This is a genomic window from Paraburkholderia madseniana (assembly GCF_009690905.1).
In the GTDB taxonomy this organism is placed as follows: Bacteria; Pseudomonadota; Gammaproteobacteria; order Burkholderiales; family Burkholderiaceae; genus Paraburkholderia; species Paraburkholderia madseniana.
In genome coordinates this window covers 155,065-173,255 of sequence record NZ_VOSW01000002.1, presented here as the reverse complement: position 1 = coordinate 173,255, position 18,191 = coordinate 155,065, and the positions used below count along the sequence as shown (strand labels likewise).

Annotated in this window: 17 protein-coding genes; 10 read left to right on the top strand and 7 right to left on the bottom strand. The window is 62.4% G+C overall.

What is annotated here, in order from left to right:
* Window positions 1–2 precede the first annotated feature (2 nt).
* The 6 genes from FSO04_RS02325 to lpxC all read left to right on the top strand — a co-directional run bounded on the left by FSO04_RS02325 (window position 3) and on the right by lpxC (window position 6,283).
* Window positions 3–944, top strand: a complete 942-nt coding sequence (locus tag FSO04_RS02325) for a D-alanine--D-alanine ligase (protein WP_097393451.1) — start codon at window positions 3–5, stop codon at window positions 942–944.
* 35 nt (window positions 945–979) lie between these two features.
* A complete protein-coding gene (locus FSO04_RS02320; protein WP_154558151.1) occupies window positions 980–1,732 on the top strand; it encodes a cell division protein FtsQ/DivIB in 753 nt (250 codons plus the stop codon).
* Between the two features lie 27 nt (window positions 1,733–1,759).
* Window positions 1,760–2,992 (top strand): cell division protein FtsA, encoded by a 1,233-nt coding sequence (gene ftsA / locus FSO04_RS02315; protein ID WP_074282118.1) that lies wholly within the window; start codon window positions 1,760–1,762, stop codon window positions 2,990–2,992.
* A gap of 132 nt (window positions 2,993–3,124) precedes the next feature.
* Window positions 3,125–4,321: a cell division protein FtsZ gene (ftsZ, locus tag FSO04_RS02310; RefSeq protein WP_054040778.1), complete on the top strand. Its 1,197-nt coding sequence runs from the start codon at window positions 3,125–3,127 to the stop codon at window positions 4,319–4,321.
* A 250-nt stretch (window positions 4,322–4,571) separates the two neighbouring features.
* On the top strand, window positions 4,572–5,075 hold the full coding sequence (locus tag FSO04_RS02305; RefSeq protein WP_154558150.1) for a peroxiredoxin: 504 nt from the start codon (window positions 4,572–4,574) through the stop codon (window positions 5,073–5,075).
* Window positions 5,076–5,365: 290 nt separating this feature from the next.
* On the top strand, window positions 5,366–6,283 hold the full coding sequence (gene lpxC, locus FSO04_RS02300) for a UDP-3-O-acyl-N-acetylglucosamine deacetylase (RefSeq protein WP_097390468.1): 918 nt from the start codon (window positions 5,366–5,368) through the stop codon (window positions 6,281–6,283).
* 81 nt (window positions 6,284–6,364) lie between these two features.
* Here the strand turns inward: lpxC and FSO04_RS02295 are convergent, their stop codons facing one another.
* On the bottom strand, window positions 6,365–6,850 hold the full coding sequence (locus FSO04_RS02295; RefSeq protein WP_054040773.1) for a DciA family protein: 486 nt from the start codon (window positions 6,848–6,850) through the stop codon (window positions 6,365–6,367).
* 290 nt (window positions 6,851–7,140) lie between these two features.
* Here FSO04_RS02295 and secA point away from each other — a divergent pair, with 290 nt between their 5' ends.
* From secA to FSO04_RS02275, 4 genes are all read left to right on the top strand, one after another.
* Window positions 7,141–9,951 (top strand): preprotein translocase subunit SecA, encoded by a 2,811-nt coding sequence (gene secA / locus FSO04_RS02290; RefSeq protein ID WP_154558177.1) that lies wholly within the window; start codon window positions 7,141–7,143, stop codon window positions 9,949–9,951.
* Between the two features lie 151 nt (window positions 9,952–10,102).
* On the top strand, window positions 10,103–11,344 hold the full coding sequence (argJ, locus tag FSO04_RS02285) for a bifunctional glutamate N-acetyltransferase/amino-acid acetyltransferase ArgJ (protein ID WP_154558149.1): 1,242 nt from the start codon (window positions 10,103–10,105) through the stop codon (window positions 11,342–11,344).
* Window positions 11,345–11,386: 42 nt separating this feature from the next.
* Entirely contained in the window at window positions 11,387–12,256 is an 870-nt protein-coding gene (locus FSO04_RS02280) for an ATP-binding protein (protein ID WP_154558148.1), read from the top strand.
* Window positions 12,253–12,675 carry an NUDIX domain-containing protein gene (locus FSO04_RS02275; RefSeq protein WP_154558147.1) on the top strand — a complete coding sequence of 141 codons (423 nt, stop codon included), beginning with the start codon at window positions 12,253–12,255 and terminating at the stop codon, window positions 12,673–12,675. The genes FSO04_RS02280 and FSO04_RS02275 overlap by 4 nt, the downstream gene beginning before the upstream one ends.
* Window positions 12,676–12,774: 99 nt before the next feature.
* Here the strand turns inward: FSO04_RS02275 and FSO04_RS02270 are convergent, their stop codons facing one another.
* From FSO04_RS02270 to FSO04_RS02245, 6 genes are all read right to left on the bottom strand, one after another.
* Window positions 12,775–12,972 (bottom strand): DNA gyrase inhibitor YacG, encoded by a 198-nt coding sequence (locus FSO04_RS02270; protein ID WP_154558146.1) that lies wholly within the window; start codon window positions 12,970–12,972, stop codon window positions 12,775–12,777.
* 102 nt (window positions 12,973–13,074) lie between these two features.
* Window positions 13,075–13,830 (bottom strand): cell division protein ZapD, encoded by a 756-nt coding sequence (gene zapD, locus FSO04_RS02265; RefSeq protein WP_030100922.1) that lies wholly within the window; start codon window positions 13,828–13,830, stop codon window positions 13,075–13,077.
* Between the two features lie 200 nt (window positions 13,831–14,030).
* Entirely contained in the window at window positions 14,031–14,639 is a 609-nt protein-coding gene (gene coaE, locus FSO04_RS02260) for a dephospho-CoA kinase (RefSeq protein WP_154558145.1), read from the bottom strand.
* Window positions 14,640–14,642: 3 nt separating this feature from the next.
* Complete coding sequence (locus tag FSO04_RS02255; protein WP_154558144.1) at window positions 14,643–15,584, bottom strand: prepilin peptidase; 942 nt, start codon at window positions 15,582–15,584, stop codon at window positions 14,643–14,645.
* 26 nt (window positions 15,585–15,610) lie between these two features.
* Window positions 15,611–16,840, bottom strand: a complete 1,230-nt coding sequence (locus tag FSO04_RS02250) for a type II secretion system F family protein (RefSeq protein ID WP_154558143.1) — start codon at window positions 16,838–16,840, stop codon at window positions 15,611–15,613.
* On the bottom strand, window positions 16,837–18,144 hold the full coding sequence (locus tag FSO04_RS02245; protein WP_154558142.1) for a GspE/PulE family protein: 1,308 nt from the start codon (window positions 18,142–18,144) through the stop codon (window positions 16,837–16,839). The genes FSO04_RS02250 and FSO04_RS02245 overlap by 4 nt, the downstream gene beginning before the upstream one ends.
* Between the last annotated feature and the right edge of the window lie 47 nt (window positions 18,145–18,191).

Here is an 18,191-nt window from a genome sequence, read left to right as displayed (position 1 = left end):
AAATGAGCAGCATCGACCCTAAACAGTTCGGCAAAGTAGCAGTGCTGCTCGGTGGGGATTCCGCCGAGCGCGAGGTGTCGCTCAATTCCGGCCGCCTCGTGCTGCAAGGTCTGCGCGACGCCGGTATCGACGCGCATCCGTTCGATCCGGCCGAGCGTCCGCTCGCCGCATTGAAGGACGAAGGCTTCGTGCGCGCGTTCAACGCGTTGCACGGCGGTTATGGCGAAAACGGCCAGATTCAGGGTGCGCTGGATTTTTACGGCATCCGTTACACCGGTAGCGGTGTGCTCGGCTCGGCGCTGGGTCTGGACAAGTTCCGCACCAAGCTCGTGTGGCAGCAACTCGGCATTCCGACGCCGCCATTCGAGGCCGTGCTGCGCGGCGACGACTACGAAGCACGCGCAAAAGACATCGTCGCGAAGCTTGGCTTGCCGCTGTTCGTGAAGCCGGCCAGCGAAGGCTCAAGCGTCGCGGTGATCAAGGTGAAAAGCGCCGACGCATTGCCGGCAGCGCTGCTTGAAGCGGTCAAGTACGACAAGATCGTCGTGGTGGAAAAGAGCATCGAGGGCGGCGGCGAATTTACGGCCTGTATCGCCGGCGATCTGGATCTGCCGGTGATCCGCATCGTGCCGGCCGGCGAGTTTTACGACTACCACGCGAAGTACATCGCGAACGACACGCAGTATCTGATTCCGTGCGGTCTGGCGGCTGACGAAGAGTCGCGCCTGAAAGTGCTGGCGCGCCGCGCGTTCGACGTACTTGGCTGCACCGATTGGGGTCGTGCCGATTTCATGCTCGACGCAGATGGCAACCCGTACTTCCTCGAAGTGAACACGGCGCCTGGGATGACCGATCACTCGCTGCCGCCGAAAGCGGCGCGTGCGGTGGGCATCAGCTATCAGGAACTGGTGGTCGGCGTGTTGGCGCTGACGCTCAAGGATTAACAAAGGACTAACCGGGGCAACCCGAAAGCAACTCCATGTGGAACAACGTTCGCCAGCTCAATCTCGCCGCCAACGCATTGCATGCGTTGCTGGTGCTCGTGCTGCTGGCGGCAGGCGGTTACTGGCTCATCCAGCGTCCGAATTTCGCGTTACGCGAAATCCAGATCGACGGCGACACCGAGCACATCAATTCGCCGACGGTGCGCGCGGGTGTAGTAGGGCGCTTGAAAGGCAACTTTTTTACGGTGGATCTCGACGTCGCGCGCCAGGCGTTCGAGCAGATGCCATGGGTGCGTCACGCGAGTGTGCGGAGGGTTTGGCCGAACGCACTGGCTGTCACGCTTGAAGAGTACAAACCGCTAGGAACGTGGGGCAGCGATCAACTGGTAAGCGTGGACGGCGAACTGTTCACCGCGAACCAGGGCGAGCTCGAAGAAGAGCTGCCCGCGTTCGACGGACCGGACGGTACGGCCAAGGAAGTCGTCGCGCGTTATAGCGACTTCAAGAAGTGGTTTGCGCCGTTGGGCGCGACGCCCGAAGAAGTCACGCTGTCGCCGCGTTACGCGTGGACGGTGAAGCTGTCGAACGGCATGCAGGTGGAACTTGGACGCGAACGCAATCAGGACACATTGCTCGATCGGAGCAGGCGCCTGACCGCGGCGTGGAACGCGGTGACGCAACGTTGGGGAAAGGATATCGAGTATGCGGACTTGCGCTATCCGAACGGTTTCGCGATTCGTGCCGCTGGCATGCGCTTCATCAGCGAACCCGACAAGGGCAAGAAGTAAACGGACATCACACGCAATGAGCACGCTATGAGTAAAGACTATAAAGATCTGCTGGTCGCCCTCGACATTGGGACGTCGAAGGTAGTGGCTATCGTCGCCGAGTTGAAGGGCGAGGGCCACTACGAGGTGATCGGCCTCGGCCAGAGCGAATCGAAGGGGCTCAAGAAGGGCGTGGTGGTGAACATCGAAGCCACCGTGCAGTCCATTCAGCGCGCGCTCGAGGAAGCCGAGCTGATGGCCGATTGCAAGATCACGAACGTATTTACCGGGATCGCCGGCAGCCATATCCGCAGCTTCAATTCGAGCGGCATGGTGGCGATCAAGGAAAAGGAAGTCACGCAGACAGACGTCGCGCGCGTGATCGAGACGGCGAAGGCGATCAACATCCCGACCGATCAGCAGGTGCTGCATATCCTGACGCAGGAATTCATCATCGACGGTCAGGAAGATGTGCGCGAGCCGATCGGCATGAGCGGCATCCGCCTGGAAGTGAAGGTGCATATCGTCACCGGTGCGGTGAGCGCGGCGCAGAACATCGTGAAGTGCGTGCGCCGTTGCGGGCTCGAAGTGAACGATCTGATCCTGCAGCCGCTGGCTTCGTCGCTCGCGGTACTGACGGAAGACGAAAAAGAACTCGGCGTGGTGCTGGTCGATATCGGCGGCGGCACGACTGATATTGCGATTTTCAGCGAAGGCGCGATTCGTCACACGGCGGTGATTCCGATCGCCGGCGACCAGATCACCAGCGACATCGCGATGGCGCTGCGCACGCCGACGCCGGACGCGGAAGACATCAAGGTCGACTACGGCATTGCAAAGCAAGCCTTGGCCGATCCGGACGAAATGATCGAAGTGCCGGGTCTCGGCGAGCGCGGTCCGCGCACGCTGTCGCGTCAGGCATTGGCGGCGGTGGTCGAGCCGCGGGTCGAAGAACTGTTTTCGCTCGTGCAGCAGGTGGTGCGCGAGTCGGGTTACGAGGAACTGCTTAGCTCCGGCGTGGTGCTGACCGGCGGCGCGTCGATGATGCTCGGCATGGTCGAACTCGGCGAGGACATTTTCCTGAAGCCGGTGCGAATTGGCGTGCCGGAATACGCGGGCGGTCTCGCTGACGTCGTGCGTAACCCGCGTTATTCGACGGCGATGGGTCTGCTCTTCGAAGGACGCTCGCAACGGATGCGCGGCCGCAAGGTCGCTGTGCAGTCGGGGTCGATGGGTCAGGTCTTCACGCGAATGAAAGACTGGTTCCTCGGCAACTTCTAACGAATTCGCTTTTCGAACGGTTTTACGTAAATACGCGCTGGTGCCGGCGGCTGGCGCGCGACAGGAGGTTGCCCGATCTCCTGCCGAATAACGGCCGAAGTGGCTGCAATTTTTTATCTTGACGGAGGCAACATGGAATTCCAGATGCTGGAAACCGAAACGAACGGCACCATCATCAAGGTGATCGGAGTAGGTGGCGCTGGCGGCAATGCCGTTCAGCACATGATCAACAAAGGCGTGCAAGGCGTCGACTTCATCGTGATGAACACGGACGCGCAGGCTCTGTCGCGTTCGCGCGCTTCCGCGGTGATCCAGCTCGGTAACACGGGTCTGGGCGCTGGCGCCAAGCCGGAAATGGGCCGCGCCGCAGCAGAAGAAGCACGTGAGCGCATCGCCGACGCACTGCGTGGCGCGCACATGGTGTTCATCACCGCCGGTATGGGCGGCGGCACGGGCACGGGCGCAGCACCGGTGGTCGCGCAGATCGCCAAGGAAATGGGTATCTTGACTGTTGGCGTGGTCAGCAAGCCGTTCGAATTCGAAGGCGGCAAGCGCATGCGCGTGGCAGAAGCTGGTTCGCAGCAACTGGAGGATCACGTCGACTCGCTGATCGTCGTTCTGAACGACAAGCTGTTCGAGGTGATGGGCGATGACGCCGAGATGGACAAGTGCTTCCAGTGCGCAGACGACGTTCTCAACAACGCAGTTGCCGGTATCGCGGAAATCATCAATGTCGACGGTCTGGTGAACGTCGACTTCGAAGACGTGAAGACGGTGATGGGCGAGCAGGGCAAGGCGATGATGGGCACGGCGACGGTTGCCGGCGTCGATCGCGCGCGTCTGGCTGCCGAGCAGGCTGTGGCCAGCCCGCTGCTGGAAGGGGTGGATCTGTCGGGCGCGCGTGGCGTGCTGGTCAACATCACGTCGAGCCGTTCGCTGCGTCTGTCGGAAACGCGCGAAGTGATGAACACCATCAAGAGCTATGCTGCTGAAGACGCAACCGTGATTTTCGGCGCGGTGTACGACGATGCAATGGGCGACGCGCTGCGCGTGACGGTCGTGGCAACGGGTCTGGGCCGTGCGGCGAAGAAGCAGCAATCGGCACCGATGACGCTGCTGCGCACCGGCACGGACAATCAGCCGATCAGCGCGCACGCTGCTTACGCACCGTCGCAGTCGCACGCAAGCACGGCGGATTACGGCGCGCTGGATACGCCGGCTGTGTGGCGCACGTCGCGCGATACGGCGGCTTCGCACGTGCAGGCGCTGCAGGAAAAGGGCGTCGACACGTACGACATTCCGGCATTCCTGCGCAAGCAGGCGGACTGAGCGCACGAGCAGGCTTTCGTTGCGGTGCTGCTTGCGTAGCACTGGCGGACGAATGCACGAGCGTGGCGGGTGAACGGCGAACAAGCCGCGTATCGTCTGATTCGCGGCAAGGACAAGTGCCCTCTTCGGATTCGCGAAGCGGATGGGGCAACTGTCGCCGGATGGCGGAGCCTGCAGTTAGGCAGATGCTGAAATTCACTGCGACACGACGACGTGCGAACGTACTTCGCATCGATGCAAGGGACTGAGCATGATTCAAGCAGGTGAAAAGCTGCCCGACGCGACGCTCTTCGAGTTCGTCGAAGACACGCGGGCGGGTTGCACGCTGGGGCCTAACAGCTTCGACGTGCGCGAGCAGACGGCGGGTAAGCGCGTGGTGATCTTCGGGTTGCCCGGTGCGTTCACGCCGACCTGTTCAGCCAAACATGTGCCGAGTTACGTCGAGCACGCCGAGCAGTTGCGCGCGCTTGGCATCGACGAGATCTGGTGCGTGTCCGTCAACGACGCGTTCGTAATGGGCGCGTGGGGACGCGATCAGCACGCCTCGGGCAAGGTGCGCATGATGGCGGATGGCAGTGCGGCTTTCACGCGGGCGCTCGGTCTTGAGCAGGATTTGTCGGCGCGCGGCATGGGAATCCGTTCCCAGCGCTACGCGATGGTTGTCGACGACGGCGTGGTCAAGACGTTGAACGTCGAGGCTGCCGGCAAATTCGAAGTCAGCGATGCAGGGAGTATCCTCGCTACGTTGAGCTAGGCACGATTGCGTTCGATGCCTTTGCCTCGAGCCTGCGCGGTTACCGCGTTGTATCAGGGCAACGGCGCATAAGACGCTTTTGTGACGGGCCGTTACTCGGGCCGATGACCGGAAACGCCTCCGTTCCGGACATCGGCCCGTCACGCTTTCCCTGACGGGCGCGCTTTGGGTAATGCAGCGAAACAGATTGATACGTTCCGTGTAACGACGCTCCTTAGGGTATTGGAGTATACTTCGCGCTATGGAATAAAAAGTCCCGATTGGGATTTTCAATCGAATAGAAGATCACCATGTTGAAGCAGCGCACTATCAAATCAATCGTCAAGACAGTCGGCATCGGCCTGCACTCCGGCCGCAAGGTCGAACTGACGCTCCGCCCGGCGGCGGCGAACACCGGCATTGTGTTTTCGCGGGTGGATTTGCCCACGCCGGTGGATATCCCTGCGTCGGCGATGGCGATTGGCGATACGCGTCTGGCTTCCGTACTGCAGAAAGACGGCGCGCGCGTGTCGACCATCGAGCATTTGATGTCCGCATGCGCAGGCCTCGGCATCGACAATCTTTATATCGACGTCACCGCTGAAGAAATTCCGATCATGGACGGCAGTGCGGGTTCGTTCGTGTTTCTGATTCAGTCGGCCGGTATTGAAGAGCAGAACGCGCCGAAGAAATTCATCAAGGTCACCAAGCCGGTTGAAATTCGCGACGGCGATAAATTCGCGCGTCTCGATCCGTATTTCGGTTTCAAGCTCAAATTCACCATCGATTTCCGTCACCCGGCTGTGGATAAAACCGGCCAGGCGCTGGAAGTGGATTTTGCCAATACGTCGTATGTGCGGGAAATCGCCCGTGCGCGTACGTTCGGCTTTGCGCATGAAGTGGAAATGATGCGCGAACTCGGTTTGGCGCGCGGTGGCAGCATGGATAACGCCATCGTGCTGGACGAATACCGCATTCTGAACAACGACGGCCTGCGTTACGACGACGAATTCGTGAAGCACAAGATGCTCGACGCGATCGGCGATCTGTACGTGGTCGGCCATCCGTTGCTGGCTTCGTACACGGCATACAAGTCGGGCCACGGCCTGAACAACGCGCTGCTGCGCGAGTTGCTGGCGCATGAAGATGCGTACGAAATCGTCACGTTCGACGATACGCAGAAGGCGCCACGCGGCTTCGCGTACGAAACGCAGACGGCATTTGCGTAATTTGTGTAGCGCCTTCGGCTGAAATGTCCGAAACGAATGGATGAAAAATAAGCGGCCCTTCTGGGCCGCTTATTTTTTTGTTCAGCGATTTCTCCGATGCCGCGCTGCCATTTTCGCCAAAGCTTCCTGCAGCGGCGAGGGCGCGAGCGATTGGGAGAGCGCGTGCAGCGCGTCCGCGCCGACCGGCGTCATGCGCGCCTGTTTGACCGGCGGCGGCTCCTTCAAAGGCTGCGGCCGCACGCGAATCCTTAGCGCATTGACCGGCCAGCCACGCTGCTGCAGATCCGACAGCAACCTCGGCTCGATCTGGCGCAGGCGGGCGGCCAGCGCATTGTGCGCGGCAAAAAGGGCCAGCACGCCTTCCTTGATAAAGCTGGGCTCCACGCTCGTGGCCAGATAGTCCGGCAGCAGCTCGCGCAAATCCTTTTCCAGCGCCGCAATTTGCTCGACGCCCGCGCGCAGGGCCACGAATGCGTCGGTGCGATTCAGCACTTCGGCGACGGGCTGCGGGCGGCGCGCTTTGAACTGCTTGGGCGGCGGCCTTGAAAAGGACGGAATACGGCTCATGTTCGATAGTGACGGCGCGTTCGCACCCTATGTGCGTTCACGCCGCGATTGTACCGCGCGGGATGCACGCGGACCCGCCTCAATGCGTACCGTCGGACGTCGCTGCGGCGGGCTTTCTGTGCCTTGCCGGCGTCGCACGGCTGACACAGGCGCGGGCGGGGGCGCGTGCTAAAATGCGCGATTCGAATTCACTCTTGGACTAAGCCGCCGAGGCCCTTCCGACCCCGGAGCGCACGTGCATGAACTGCACGCCGCGAACCAGCCGAAGCCGCGACGCAGACACCGATCCGATGACCACCGGTTTTCTACAGAAGATTTTTGGCAGCCGCAACCAGCGGCTAGTCAAGCAATATCAAAAGACCGTCACGGCGATCAATGCGCTCGAGCCGCAGATCGAGCAATTGACGGATGATCAACTGCGCGCCAAAACGGGTGAATTCCGCCAGCGCGTCGCGAGCGGCGAGTCGCTCGACAAGCTCCTGCCGGAGGCCTTCGCGGTGTGCCGCGAGGCCAGCAAGCGGACGCTGAAAATGCGCCACTTCGACGTGCAGTTGATCGGCGGCATGGTCCTGCACTACGGCAAGATCGGCGAAATGCGCACCGGCGAAGGCAAGACGCTCGTCGCTACGCTCCCGGTGTACCTGAATGCGCTGTCCGGCCGTGGCGTGCACGTCGTCACCGTCAACGATTACCTGGCCCAGCGCGACGCCGAATGGATGGCGCGTCTGTACAACTTCCTCGGTCTGTCGGTCGGCATCAATCTGTCGCAGATGGATCACGGCGCGAAGCAGGAAGCGTACGCCGCTGACATTACCTACGGCACCAACAACGAATTCGGCTTCGACTACCTGCGCGACAACATGGTCTACGAGACCGATGCGCGTGTGCAGCGAGCCCTGAATTTCGCGGTGGTCGACGAGGTCGACTCGATCCTGATCGACGAAGCCCGCACGCCGCTGATCATCTCCGGCCAGGCCGAAGATCATACCGAACTCTACGTGCGCATGAATGCGCTGCCGCCGTTGCTCGAACGCCAGATCGGCGAAGAGAAAGCGGACGGCACCGGCGTCGAAAAACCAGGCGACTACACGCTGGACGAAAAAGGCCGCCAGGTCTTCCTGACGGAATCGGGCCACGAAAAGGCTGAGCGTCTGCTCGCCGAATGGGGCCTGATTGGCGAAGGCGAAAGCCTGTACGCGCCGCAGAACATCACGCTGATGCACCACGTGTACGCCGCACTGCGCGCGCACACGCTGTTCTTCAAGGATCAGCACTACGTCGTGCAGAACGGCGAAGTCGTGATCGTCGACGAATTCACCGGCCGTTTGATGTCGGGCCGCCGCTGGTCGGATGGCTTGCACCAGGCTGTCGAGGCGAAGGAACACGTCAAGATCCAGAGCGAGAACCAGACGCTCGCGTCGATCACGTTCCAGAACTACTTCCGTATGTACGCGAAGCTGTCCGGCATGACCGGCACGGCCGACACCGAAGCGTACGAATTCAACGAGATCTACGGTCTCGAAACGGTCGTGATCCCGACCAACCGTCCGCCGAAGCGGATCGACAAGCAGGATCAGATCTACAAGACCGCCAAGGAACGCTATGACGCGGTGATCCGCGACATCCGCGATTGCCACGAGCGTGGTCAGCCGGTGCTGGTCGGCACGACCTCGATCGAAAACTCGGAACTGCTCTCGCATCTGCTGAAGCAGGCCGGGTTGCCGCACGAAGTGCTGAACGCCAAGCAGCACGCGCGTGAAGCCGAGATCGTCGCGGAAGCGGGCCGTCCGAAGCGGGTCACGATCGCCACGAACATGGCCGGTCGCGGTACCGACATCGTGCTCGGCGGCAATGCCGAAAAACAGGCGTCCTTCATCGAAAAGGACGAAACGCTTTCTGAAGACGAGAAGCAACGCCGTATCCAGAAGCTGCACGACGAATGGCAGGCGCTGCACGATCAGGTGAAGGCCGCGGGCGGTCTGCACATCATCGGCACCGAACGTCACGAGTCGCGCCGGATCGACAACCAGTTGCGCGGCCGTGCCGGCCGTCAGGGCGACCCGGGTTCGTCGCGTTTCTATCTGTCGCTGGAAGATCCGCTGCTGCGCATTTTCGCGGGCGATCGCGTGCGCGCGATCATGGACCGCCTGAAGATGCCGGAAGGCGAAGCGATCGAGGCGGGCATCGTGTCGCGTTCGATCGAATCGGCGCAGCGCAAGGTTGAAGCGCGCAACTTCGACGTTCGCAAGCAATTGCTCGAATACGACGATGTGTCGAACGACCAGCGCAAGGTGATTTATCAGCAGCGCAATGAATTGCTCGAAGCGAACGACATCACCGAAACGATCGGCGCGATGCGCGGCGGCGTGATCGCCGATATCGTTCACCAGTTCGTGCCGGCCGGCAGCATCGAAGAGCAGTGGGACGTGCCCGAGCTGGAGGAAGTGCTGCGCAACGAATGGCAGCTCGACCTCGCGATCCAGGAAATGATCAACGAGTCGAACTCGATCAGCGCGGACGAGATTCTCGAAGCTGTCGAAGCCGCCGCGGACGAAGCGTACGAATCGAAGGTTGAACAGGTCGGCCGCGAATCGTTCAGCGCGTTCGAACGCTCAATCATGCTGCAAACGCTGGACCGTAGCTGGCGCGAACATCTGGCCGCGCTCGACCACCTGCGCCAGGGTATCCATCTGCGCGGGTATGCGCAGAAGAATCCGAAACAGGAATACAAGCGCGAGGCGTTCGAACTGTTCGCCGCGATGCTCGACGCCGTGAAGCTCGAAGTCACTCGGGTGGTGATGAACGTGCAGATCCAGTCGCCGGAACAGCTGGAACAGGCCGCCGAGCAACTCGAAGAGCAAGGCAGCCACCTCGAAAACGTCGAGTTCCGTCACGCCGAATTCGCCGAAGCGGCAGCAGCAGCGCCTGCCGCTGCGGAAGCGGCTACCGCCGCCATGATCGGCGACGCGATGAGCCACGGCGCCTCGCACGCCATTGGGTCGGACGTGAGCGTGGACAACGTGCCGAAGGTGGGCCGTAACGACCCGTGCCCGTGCGGCAGCGGCAAGAAGTACAAGCAGTGTCACGGCAAGATCGCATAATGCCGAAAGCGGCGCGCTTTAAGCGCGCCGCTTCGTTTTACACGATGTTTTGTTGATGATTTCGCGGTGGTTCGGCTACAGGCTCGAGCCATCAGTTACCGATCCCTCGATGCCGGCGCCACGCCGGCATTTTCTTCGACAGGTCGCGACCATGGCTGTCAATTTCCCCTCGATCGATCCCGCTCAACTTCACCCTGTCGCCGGCGTCACGCTGGGCTGGGCGGAGGCGAATATCCGCAAGCCGAACCGCAAGGACGTGCTGGTCATTTCCGTTGGCGAAGGCGCGGCGGTAGGCGGCGTGTTCACACAGAACCGTTTTTGCGCCGCACCCGTCACGGTGTGTCGCGAGAATCTGGAGCGCGTGCGCGCGGGCGGCAAGCCGATTCGTGCGCTGGTGATCAACACGGGCAACGCGAACGCGGGCACGGGCGAACCTGGCCTCGTGGCCGCGCGCGAAACCTGCGTTGAGCTCGCGCGCCTCGTGGACATCGCGCCGGAACAGGTGTTGCCGTTTTCGACGGGCGTGATTCTGGAACCGCTGCCGGTCGATCGTCTGAAGGCCGGTCTGCCTGCCGCGCTGGCGAACCGCAAGGAAGCCAACTGGTACGACGCCGCCCAGGCGATCATGACCACGGATACCTTGCCGAAAGCCACCTCGCGTCAGGTCACGATCGACGGCCACACGGTCACGCTCACCGGTATCAGCAAGGGCGCCGGCATGATCAAGCCGAACATGGCGACCATGCTCGGCTTCCTCGCGTTCGACGCCGCCGTCGCGCAACCGGTGCTCGACGCACTGGTCAAGCACGTGGCGGACCGCTCGTTCAACTGCATCACGATCGACGGCGATACGTCGACCAACGATTCTTTCATCCTGATCGCCTCGGGCAAATCGAGCCTGCCGGCGATCACGTCCACCGATTCGCCCGCTTATGCAGCGCTGCGCGACGCGGTGACCGAAGTCGCACAGACCCTCGCCCAACTGATCGTGCGCGACGGCGAAGGCGCGACCAAATTCATGACCGTGCATGTCGAAGGCGGCTCGAGCGTCGGCGAATGTCGCCAGATCGCGTACGCGATCGGCCACTCGCCGCTCGTGAAGACGGCCTTCTATGCATCGGATCCGAATCTCGGCCGCATTCTCGCGGCCATCGGCTATGCAGGCGTGGACGATCTCGACGTCGGCAAGATCGATCTGTATCTGGACGACGTGCTGGTCGCCACTGCCGGCGGCCGCAATCCGGCCTACCGTGAGGAAGACGGCCAGCGCGTCATGAAAAAGAGCGAGATCGGCATTCGCGTCGTACTCGGCCGGGGCAATGCGCAAGCCACGATCTGGACTTGCGATCTGTCGCACGACTACGTGAGCATCAACGCCGACTATCGTTCGTAACCAGGTTTATTGCGCGGCGTTTTGGCCGCTTACCTTACAGCCATGGACAAACTCGAAAAGTTTCTGACCCGGGCAGAAGCCGTACTCGTCCGCCTCGAAGCGATGCTTCCTCCCGCCGAACCGGAGATCGACTGGTCGGCGGCGGTCGCCTTTCGTTGGCGCAAGCGCCAGGGGCGCGGCTATCTGCAGCCCGTGCCCGCCATTTCGTCGATCACGCTCGGCGACCTGCAAAACATCGATCGCCAGAAAGGGTTGATCGAGCAGAACACGCTTCAGTTCGTGCGTAAGCAGCCGGCCAACAACGTGCTGCTGACGGGTGCGCGCGGCACGGGCAAGTCGTCGCTGATCAAGGCTTGCCTGAACGCCTATGCGAAAGACGGCCTGCGCCTGATCGAAGTGGATAAAGACGATCTGCACGATCTGGGCGACATCGTCGATCTGATCGCGCAGCGGCCTGAGCGCTTCGTGGTGTTCTGCGACGACCTGTCGTTCGAAGATGGCGAGTCGGGCTACAAGGCGCTGAAGGTCGCGCTCGACGGATCGATCGCTGCGCAGTCAGACAACGTGCTGATCTACGCAACGTCCAACCGCCGCCATCTGCTGCCCGAGTACATGAGCGACAACGAGACGTACAAGCACATGGCCGACGGCGAGATTCATCCGGGCGAACTGGTCGAAGAAAAGATCTCGCTGTCCGAGCGCTTCGGCCTGTGGGTCAGCTTCTATCCGTTCAAGCAGGACGACTACCTGTCGATCATCGGCCACTGGCTTCGCCATTTCGGCTGCGACGACGCGGAAGTCGAAGCGGCGCGCGGCGATGCGCTGGTGTGGGCGCTGGAGCGCGGTTCACGCTCCGGGCGCGTCGCGTGGCAATTCGCTCGCGACTGGTCAGGACGGAAGACCCCGGCATGAACGATGCGCAGAAGAACGTGGCTGGCCGCCCGGTGACTGAAGTCGCCGTCGGCGTGCTGATTCAGCCGGATGGACGCTATCTGCTGGCGCAGCGCCCGGCAGGCAAGCCGTACGAGGGGTACTGGGAGTTTCCGGGTGGCAAGCTGGAAGCGGGCGAGTCGGTCGAGGCCGCGCTAGCCCGCGAGCTGCACGAGGAACTGGGTATCGACGTCAAGACGAGCCATCTTTGGCACACGCTCGAACACGATTACCCGCACGCCTACGTGCGGCTGTTCTTCTGCAAGGTCACGCAGTGGTCCGGCGAACCGCACGGCCGCGAAGGCCAGGCATTTGTGTGGCAGGCGCTGCCGGCGGATGTCTCGCCACTGTTGCCGGCGACGATCCCCGTGCTGGAATGGCTCGCGGCTGAGAAAAACTAGGGAAATTATCGGCGGTTTTAAACGGCGCTGCGTGCGCAGCGCCGTCCTGCGCAACTGCAACACGCCGCGCATGCGGTGTGCGTCTGCAACCTGCAGTGCTCAATGCGGGGTGTAGTCCGCGCCAGGTGATTCATCAGACGGCGTTTCTTCCTCCGTGCCGCCTATCTTGTACTTCTCAGCGGCCCAGGCGCCGAGGTCGGTCTGCTTGCAGCGGTCAGAGCAGAACGGGCGGAAGCGGCTTTCTGGAGTCCAGCGGACATCCTTGCCGCAAGTGGGGCATTTGACGACGGTAGGCATACGGTCAGGCAGTCAATCGGAAACGGAACAAGTTACGAATATAGGGGCATTTTTCGCCGCTTTAAAGACGCGGCCCCGCGATTCAGTTCTACAGGGCAAGCGTTACAGGCTGCAAAGCGTGAGCTGGAACGGCACGTCGACATCCACCGCGCGCGGACGCAAATCGCCGTCCTGCACCGTGAATCGCACCCAGAGCATGTACTTGTTAGCACTGGCCTCGGGGATCACCCGCAATTCCGGTGCCACCCGTACTTGCATCAATTGGTATGAACGACCTGACAGCATCTGCTGATAGCTGCCCTGCATCGCCATGACTTTGGACGCCTGACCCGATTCGCGCGCGAGGCGCAGCACGATTGTTGCCGCATCGCGCAACGGCAGCAGCGGCGTGACCCATTTGGCAATATCCTGCCGACGCTGATCTGGATGGATCTGCTGCCACGCGTAGTACGAAGGCAAATCGAACTTGCAAGTGCCGCCCGGGATGATCGCGCGGCTGCGGATGCTGGCAAGCCACTCGTTGTCCGCCAGATGCTGGCCGGTCTTACCCTGCATCTGTGAAAGCCCTGACAAGGTCTGCTCGATCTCCCCTAGCACTGCTTCCAGCGCGTTCTGCTCGATCCCCGGATTGCCCCGGAACGGCGCCAGAGTTTGCCGTTGGCGCTCGAGCTCCTTCATCAGATCGGACTTCAGATCCGCGCGACCTGCAACCTCTGAGATTTCGAACAACGTTGTCAGTGCGACGTGATGTTCCCTGGCGTCTTCCTGAGTCAGAAAGAACGTGAAGCGCTCGAACAGATCTTCGAGGCGCAATAGCGTCCGGATTCGCTCGTTGAAGGGATACTCGTAAAGGATCAAGCGGGCTCGCCTCGGGCGTGGTCGGTGACGGGAATGCAGAACATTCTAATGCCGTGGGACTACCCTAGCAATCACGCACTTTTTCAGCGCGCTTTCGCAACTTTTTTCACGTGTTTCAGGCGGTTTGGCGCGTGCTTTGCGTGCGTGCCGCTGCATGGCTGAGCAAACCACGCACGCTACAAGCCATGTTCAGCGTATTCTCACGCGCTCGCTAGGGACAGATAGACGCGATGCTGTGCATCGACCTGCGTCTTGAGTGCGTCGAGCGGCGCGTTGTCGTTGTCGTTGTCGATGACGTCGTCGGCTGCGACGAGGCGTGCTTCGCGTGTCGCCTGGCGGGCGATGATCGCCAGCACCTGTTCGCGGCTAAAGCCGTTGCGGCTCATCACGCGAGAGATTTGCGTCTCGACGCTGCAATCGACCGTCAGCACACGATTCACGCGAGTTTTCCAGCTACCTGACTCCACCAGCAACGGCACTACTACGATCACGTACGGCCCTTGCGCCTCGCGCTGCTCGCGTTCGGTCTCCGCACGAATCAATGGATGCGTGATGCCTTCGAGGCGTTTGCGCGCGCCGTCGTCGCTGAATACCAGCGTGCGCATGCGGGCGCGGTCGAGCGAACCATCTGCCGCCACGAACGAATCGCCGAACTCCGCGGCAATCTGCGGCATCGCAATGCCGTGCGGCGCCGTGATGCGGTGCGCAATCAGGTCCGTGTCGACCAGCGGCACGCCGTGCGCGGCGAACAGGTCAGCCACGGTCGATTTGCCGCTGCCGATGCCGCCGGTCAATCCCACAGCAAACATGCTTCAGCCTCCCAACGCCAGATAAAGCGGTGTGCCGAGAAATAGCGTAACAGCACCGCCCGCTGCAAGAAACGGCCCGAACGGTAGGGGTTCTTCGAAGCGCATGCGGCCGCGCCACGTCGCCGCGAGGCCGACCACCGCGCCAGCGACCGCCGCGATCAGCACGATCTGCGGTAGCGCCGCCCAGCCGAGCCACGCGCCGAGCGCCGCCAGCAGTTTGAAATCGCCATATCCCATCCCTTCGACGCCGCGCACCAGACGGAACAGCCAATGCACGACCCACAGCACCAGATAGCCGAAGATCGCGCCAAGCACGGCATCGTGGAGGTTCGCGAACATGCCGTTGAAGTTCACGATCAAGCCGGCCCACAGGAGCGGCAGCGTCATCGAGTCCGGCAGCAGGTGGGTGTCGATGTCGATCGCGCTCATTGCGAGCAACGCGGCGCACAGTCCGAAGGCGGCGAGTGCCATGCCGGTCGGCCCATACAGCGCGAGCGCCCCGGCCGCGAAGGCGGCGCTGGCGATTTCGAGCAGCGGGTAGCGCAGGCTTACGCGTGTCTTGCATGCGGAGCAGCGCCCGCGCAACAGCAGATAGCTCAGCACCGGCAGGTTCTCCCACGCGCTGAGCACATGGCCGCAATGAGGGCACGCACTGCGTGGCACCCACAGGTTGTAGCGGGCGGGCAAGCCGTCGTCTTCGAGCGCTTGTTCGGTGGCCTCGCTGACTTCCTCGCGCCACGCACGCTCCAGCATGATCGGCACCCGATGCACGACCACGTTCAGGAAACTGCCGATCACCAGACCGAACACGATCGCGAATGCGATCTGCAGGCCGTTGGGCAAGCTGCCGAACGCCAGGCCGAGACTGGTTGTGACGTGGCCGGACAGCAGGCCCGAAAACAGGCTGGAAGAAGTATCTGACACGGGCGGAAGGGTAGCCTGCATATAAAGGGTGGGATTCGGCTGCGATGCTACACCACGTTGCCGAGTTGAATAATGGGAAGATACATCGCGATCACCAGGCCGCCGACCAGCGTGCCCAGCACGATGATGACAAGCGGTTCGCACAGGCTCGAGAGCGTGCCGATCTTTTCGTCTACCTGACGATCGGCGAGCGACGCCACATCGATCAGCATCCTGTCGAGCGCCCCGGACTCCTCGGCAACCGCAACCGGCTGCACTACCTCCGGTGGAAAGCAGTGCGCCGCGCGCATCGCGGCGGCGAGCCGTTCGCCGCGCCGCAGCCGGGCGGCGATCTCCACCGTGGCGCGATCGAAGAAAGCGTTGCCGGTGGCGTGAGTCAGTGAATCGAACGCATCCGCGAGCGGTGTGCCGGCCGACAGCAAGGTACCGAGTGCGCGGCTCCAGCGCGCCGCGCACAACGTGCGCAGCAACGAACCGGCGACCGGCATTGTCAGCGATAAGCGGGCGAACCGAATGCGCGCAGCTTCGGAACGTCGCAGCAGAAACGTCATAGCCGAGCCCGCGGCGAAAACCGTGACGACCAGAGGAATGCTCCAGCGCGCGGCACCCGCTGACAAGGCCAGCACGAACTGCGTGGGCGCGGGTAGTTTCGCGCCGAAGCCGTCGAAGATTTGCTTGAAAGTCGGCACGACCCAAACCAGCAACGCGGCGGTTATTGCGATCGCAAGCAACAGGATTGCGACCGGATAGGTGAGCGCCGCGCGCACCTTGGCACGCTGCGCGGCGGCGCGTTCGCGGTCGTCCGCGATCCGGGCGAGGACGGCGGGCAGCGCGCCGGCTGCTTCGCCGACTTCGACAAGTTGACAGTACAGCGCGTTGAACTGAGCAGGGTGCCGTTGCAATGCTGCGGAGAAGCGCAGGCCACCGGTGATGTCGCGTGCCAGCGCGCCGACGATCCGCTGCATACCTTGGCCGCGCGAACCATCCGCTTGCGCCAGCAGTTCCAGCGAAGGCGCGAGTGGCAAGCCTGCGCGCAGCAGACTGGCGAGCTGCCGGGTGAACACCGTGACGTCGGTGGTGCGGGTTTGAGGGCGTGGCGCGTGCCCGCGTGCCGCGAGTTCGACGATAAACAGCTTTTCGCGTTTGAGTATGGCTCGTGCGGTGCTGACGTCCGGCGCAATGAGCGCACCGGTTTTCTGTACGCCGTCGGCATCGACGCCGCGCCATCTGAAGCGCATCTCGGGCGCTGGGGGTGGGTGAGTCGTCGCTGCGTTCATGTGACCTCGGTGGCGGCCAGCGCTTCGGTCAGGCTCGTCGTGCCGTCGCGTACACGCGCCAGGGCTGCGTCGCGCAAGGTGGCGACCTGTTCACTTTGCGCGAGCCGGGCCAGCTCATGGGTGCCTGCGCGTGCCACGATCAACTCGCGCATCGCATCGGAGCCCGGCATCACCTGGTGAACTCCGACGCGGCCGCGGTAGCCGATGCCGTGGCAGGCTTCGCATCCGGTGGCGGCGAATGGTTGCCAGCCGTCGAGACGATCGTCGGCGAAGCCCGCTGCTCGCAGCGCCGCTGCCGATTGCGGCGCCGGTGCGCGGCATGCAACGCAGAGTCGCCGCACCAGCCGCTGTGCCGTCACCATCCTTAGCGCGGCGGCCAGGTTGTAAGGCTCGACGCCGATGTCGATCAGGCGCGCGACAGCAGCAGGTGCGTCGTTCGTATGCAAGGTGGACAGCACCAGGTGACCGGTTTGCGCTGCCTTCACGGCAACATCGGCGGTCTCGTCGTCACGGATTTCGCCGACCATGATCACATCGGGATCCTGACGGAGGAACGCACGCAGCGCAACCGCGAATGTCAGGCCAGCCTTTTCGCGCACGCTCACCTGATTGATACCCGCCAGTTGAATCTCCGCCGGATCCTCTACCGAGCACAGATTGCGTGCCTCGTCGTTGAGCATGTGCAGGAAGCAATACAGCGACAGTGTCTTGCCGCTGCCGGTGGGCCCAGTGACCAGCACGAGGCCGTGCGGCGCGCGAATGGCGGCATCGACCGCTTCACGTTGCTGTGGATCGAGGCCGAGCGAGTCGAGCGAAAGATTGGTGGGCAACGCGTCGAGCCTGCGCAACACCAGCTTTTCGCCGAACAACGTAGGCAGCGAGTTGACACGATAGTCTTCGACGCGACCGGGCGACGTGGCAATACGCAGCCGTCCGTCCTGCGGTACGCGCCGCTCGGCGATATCCATGCGCGCCAGCACCTTCACGCGCGTGATGAACGCATCGCGCAGATGCGCAGGGGGCTGAGGGATTTCATGCAGTACGCCGTCGATACGCAAACGCACGCGCCAGCCGTGCTCCGCCGGCTCGATGTGCAGGTCCGACGCATTGCGGCGGGTTGCCTCCTGCAAGGTGTCGGTCAATAGGCGTACGGCAGGCGCGTTGTCGGAATCGGGGAGACTCGAGTTGAGGTTGGAGCTGGCACTGGTGTCGGCCGCAAAGGCGTTATGTCTGGGTTTCGCTGGACTTTCGCTATCAACGGCGACAGGCCGCAACGACGCCGCGCGTTGAAAAGAATCTTGCATGAGAGACCGGTGATGAGCCGCCTGTAGAACACGACGACTCCATCATC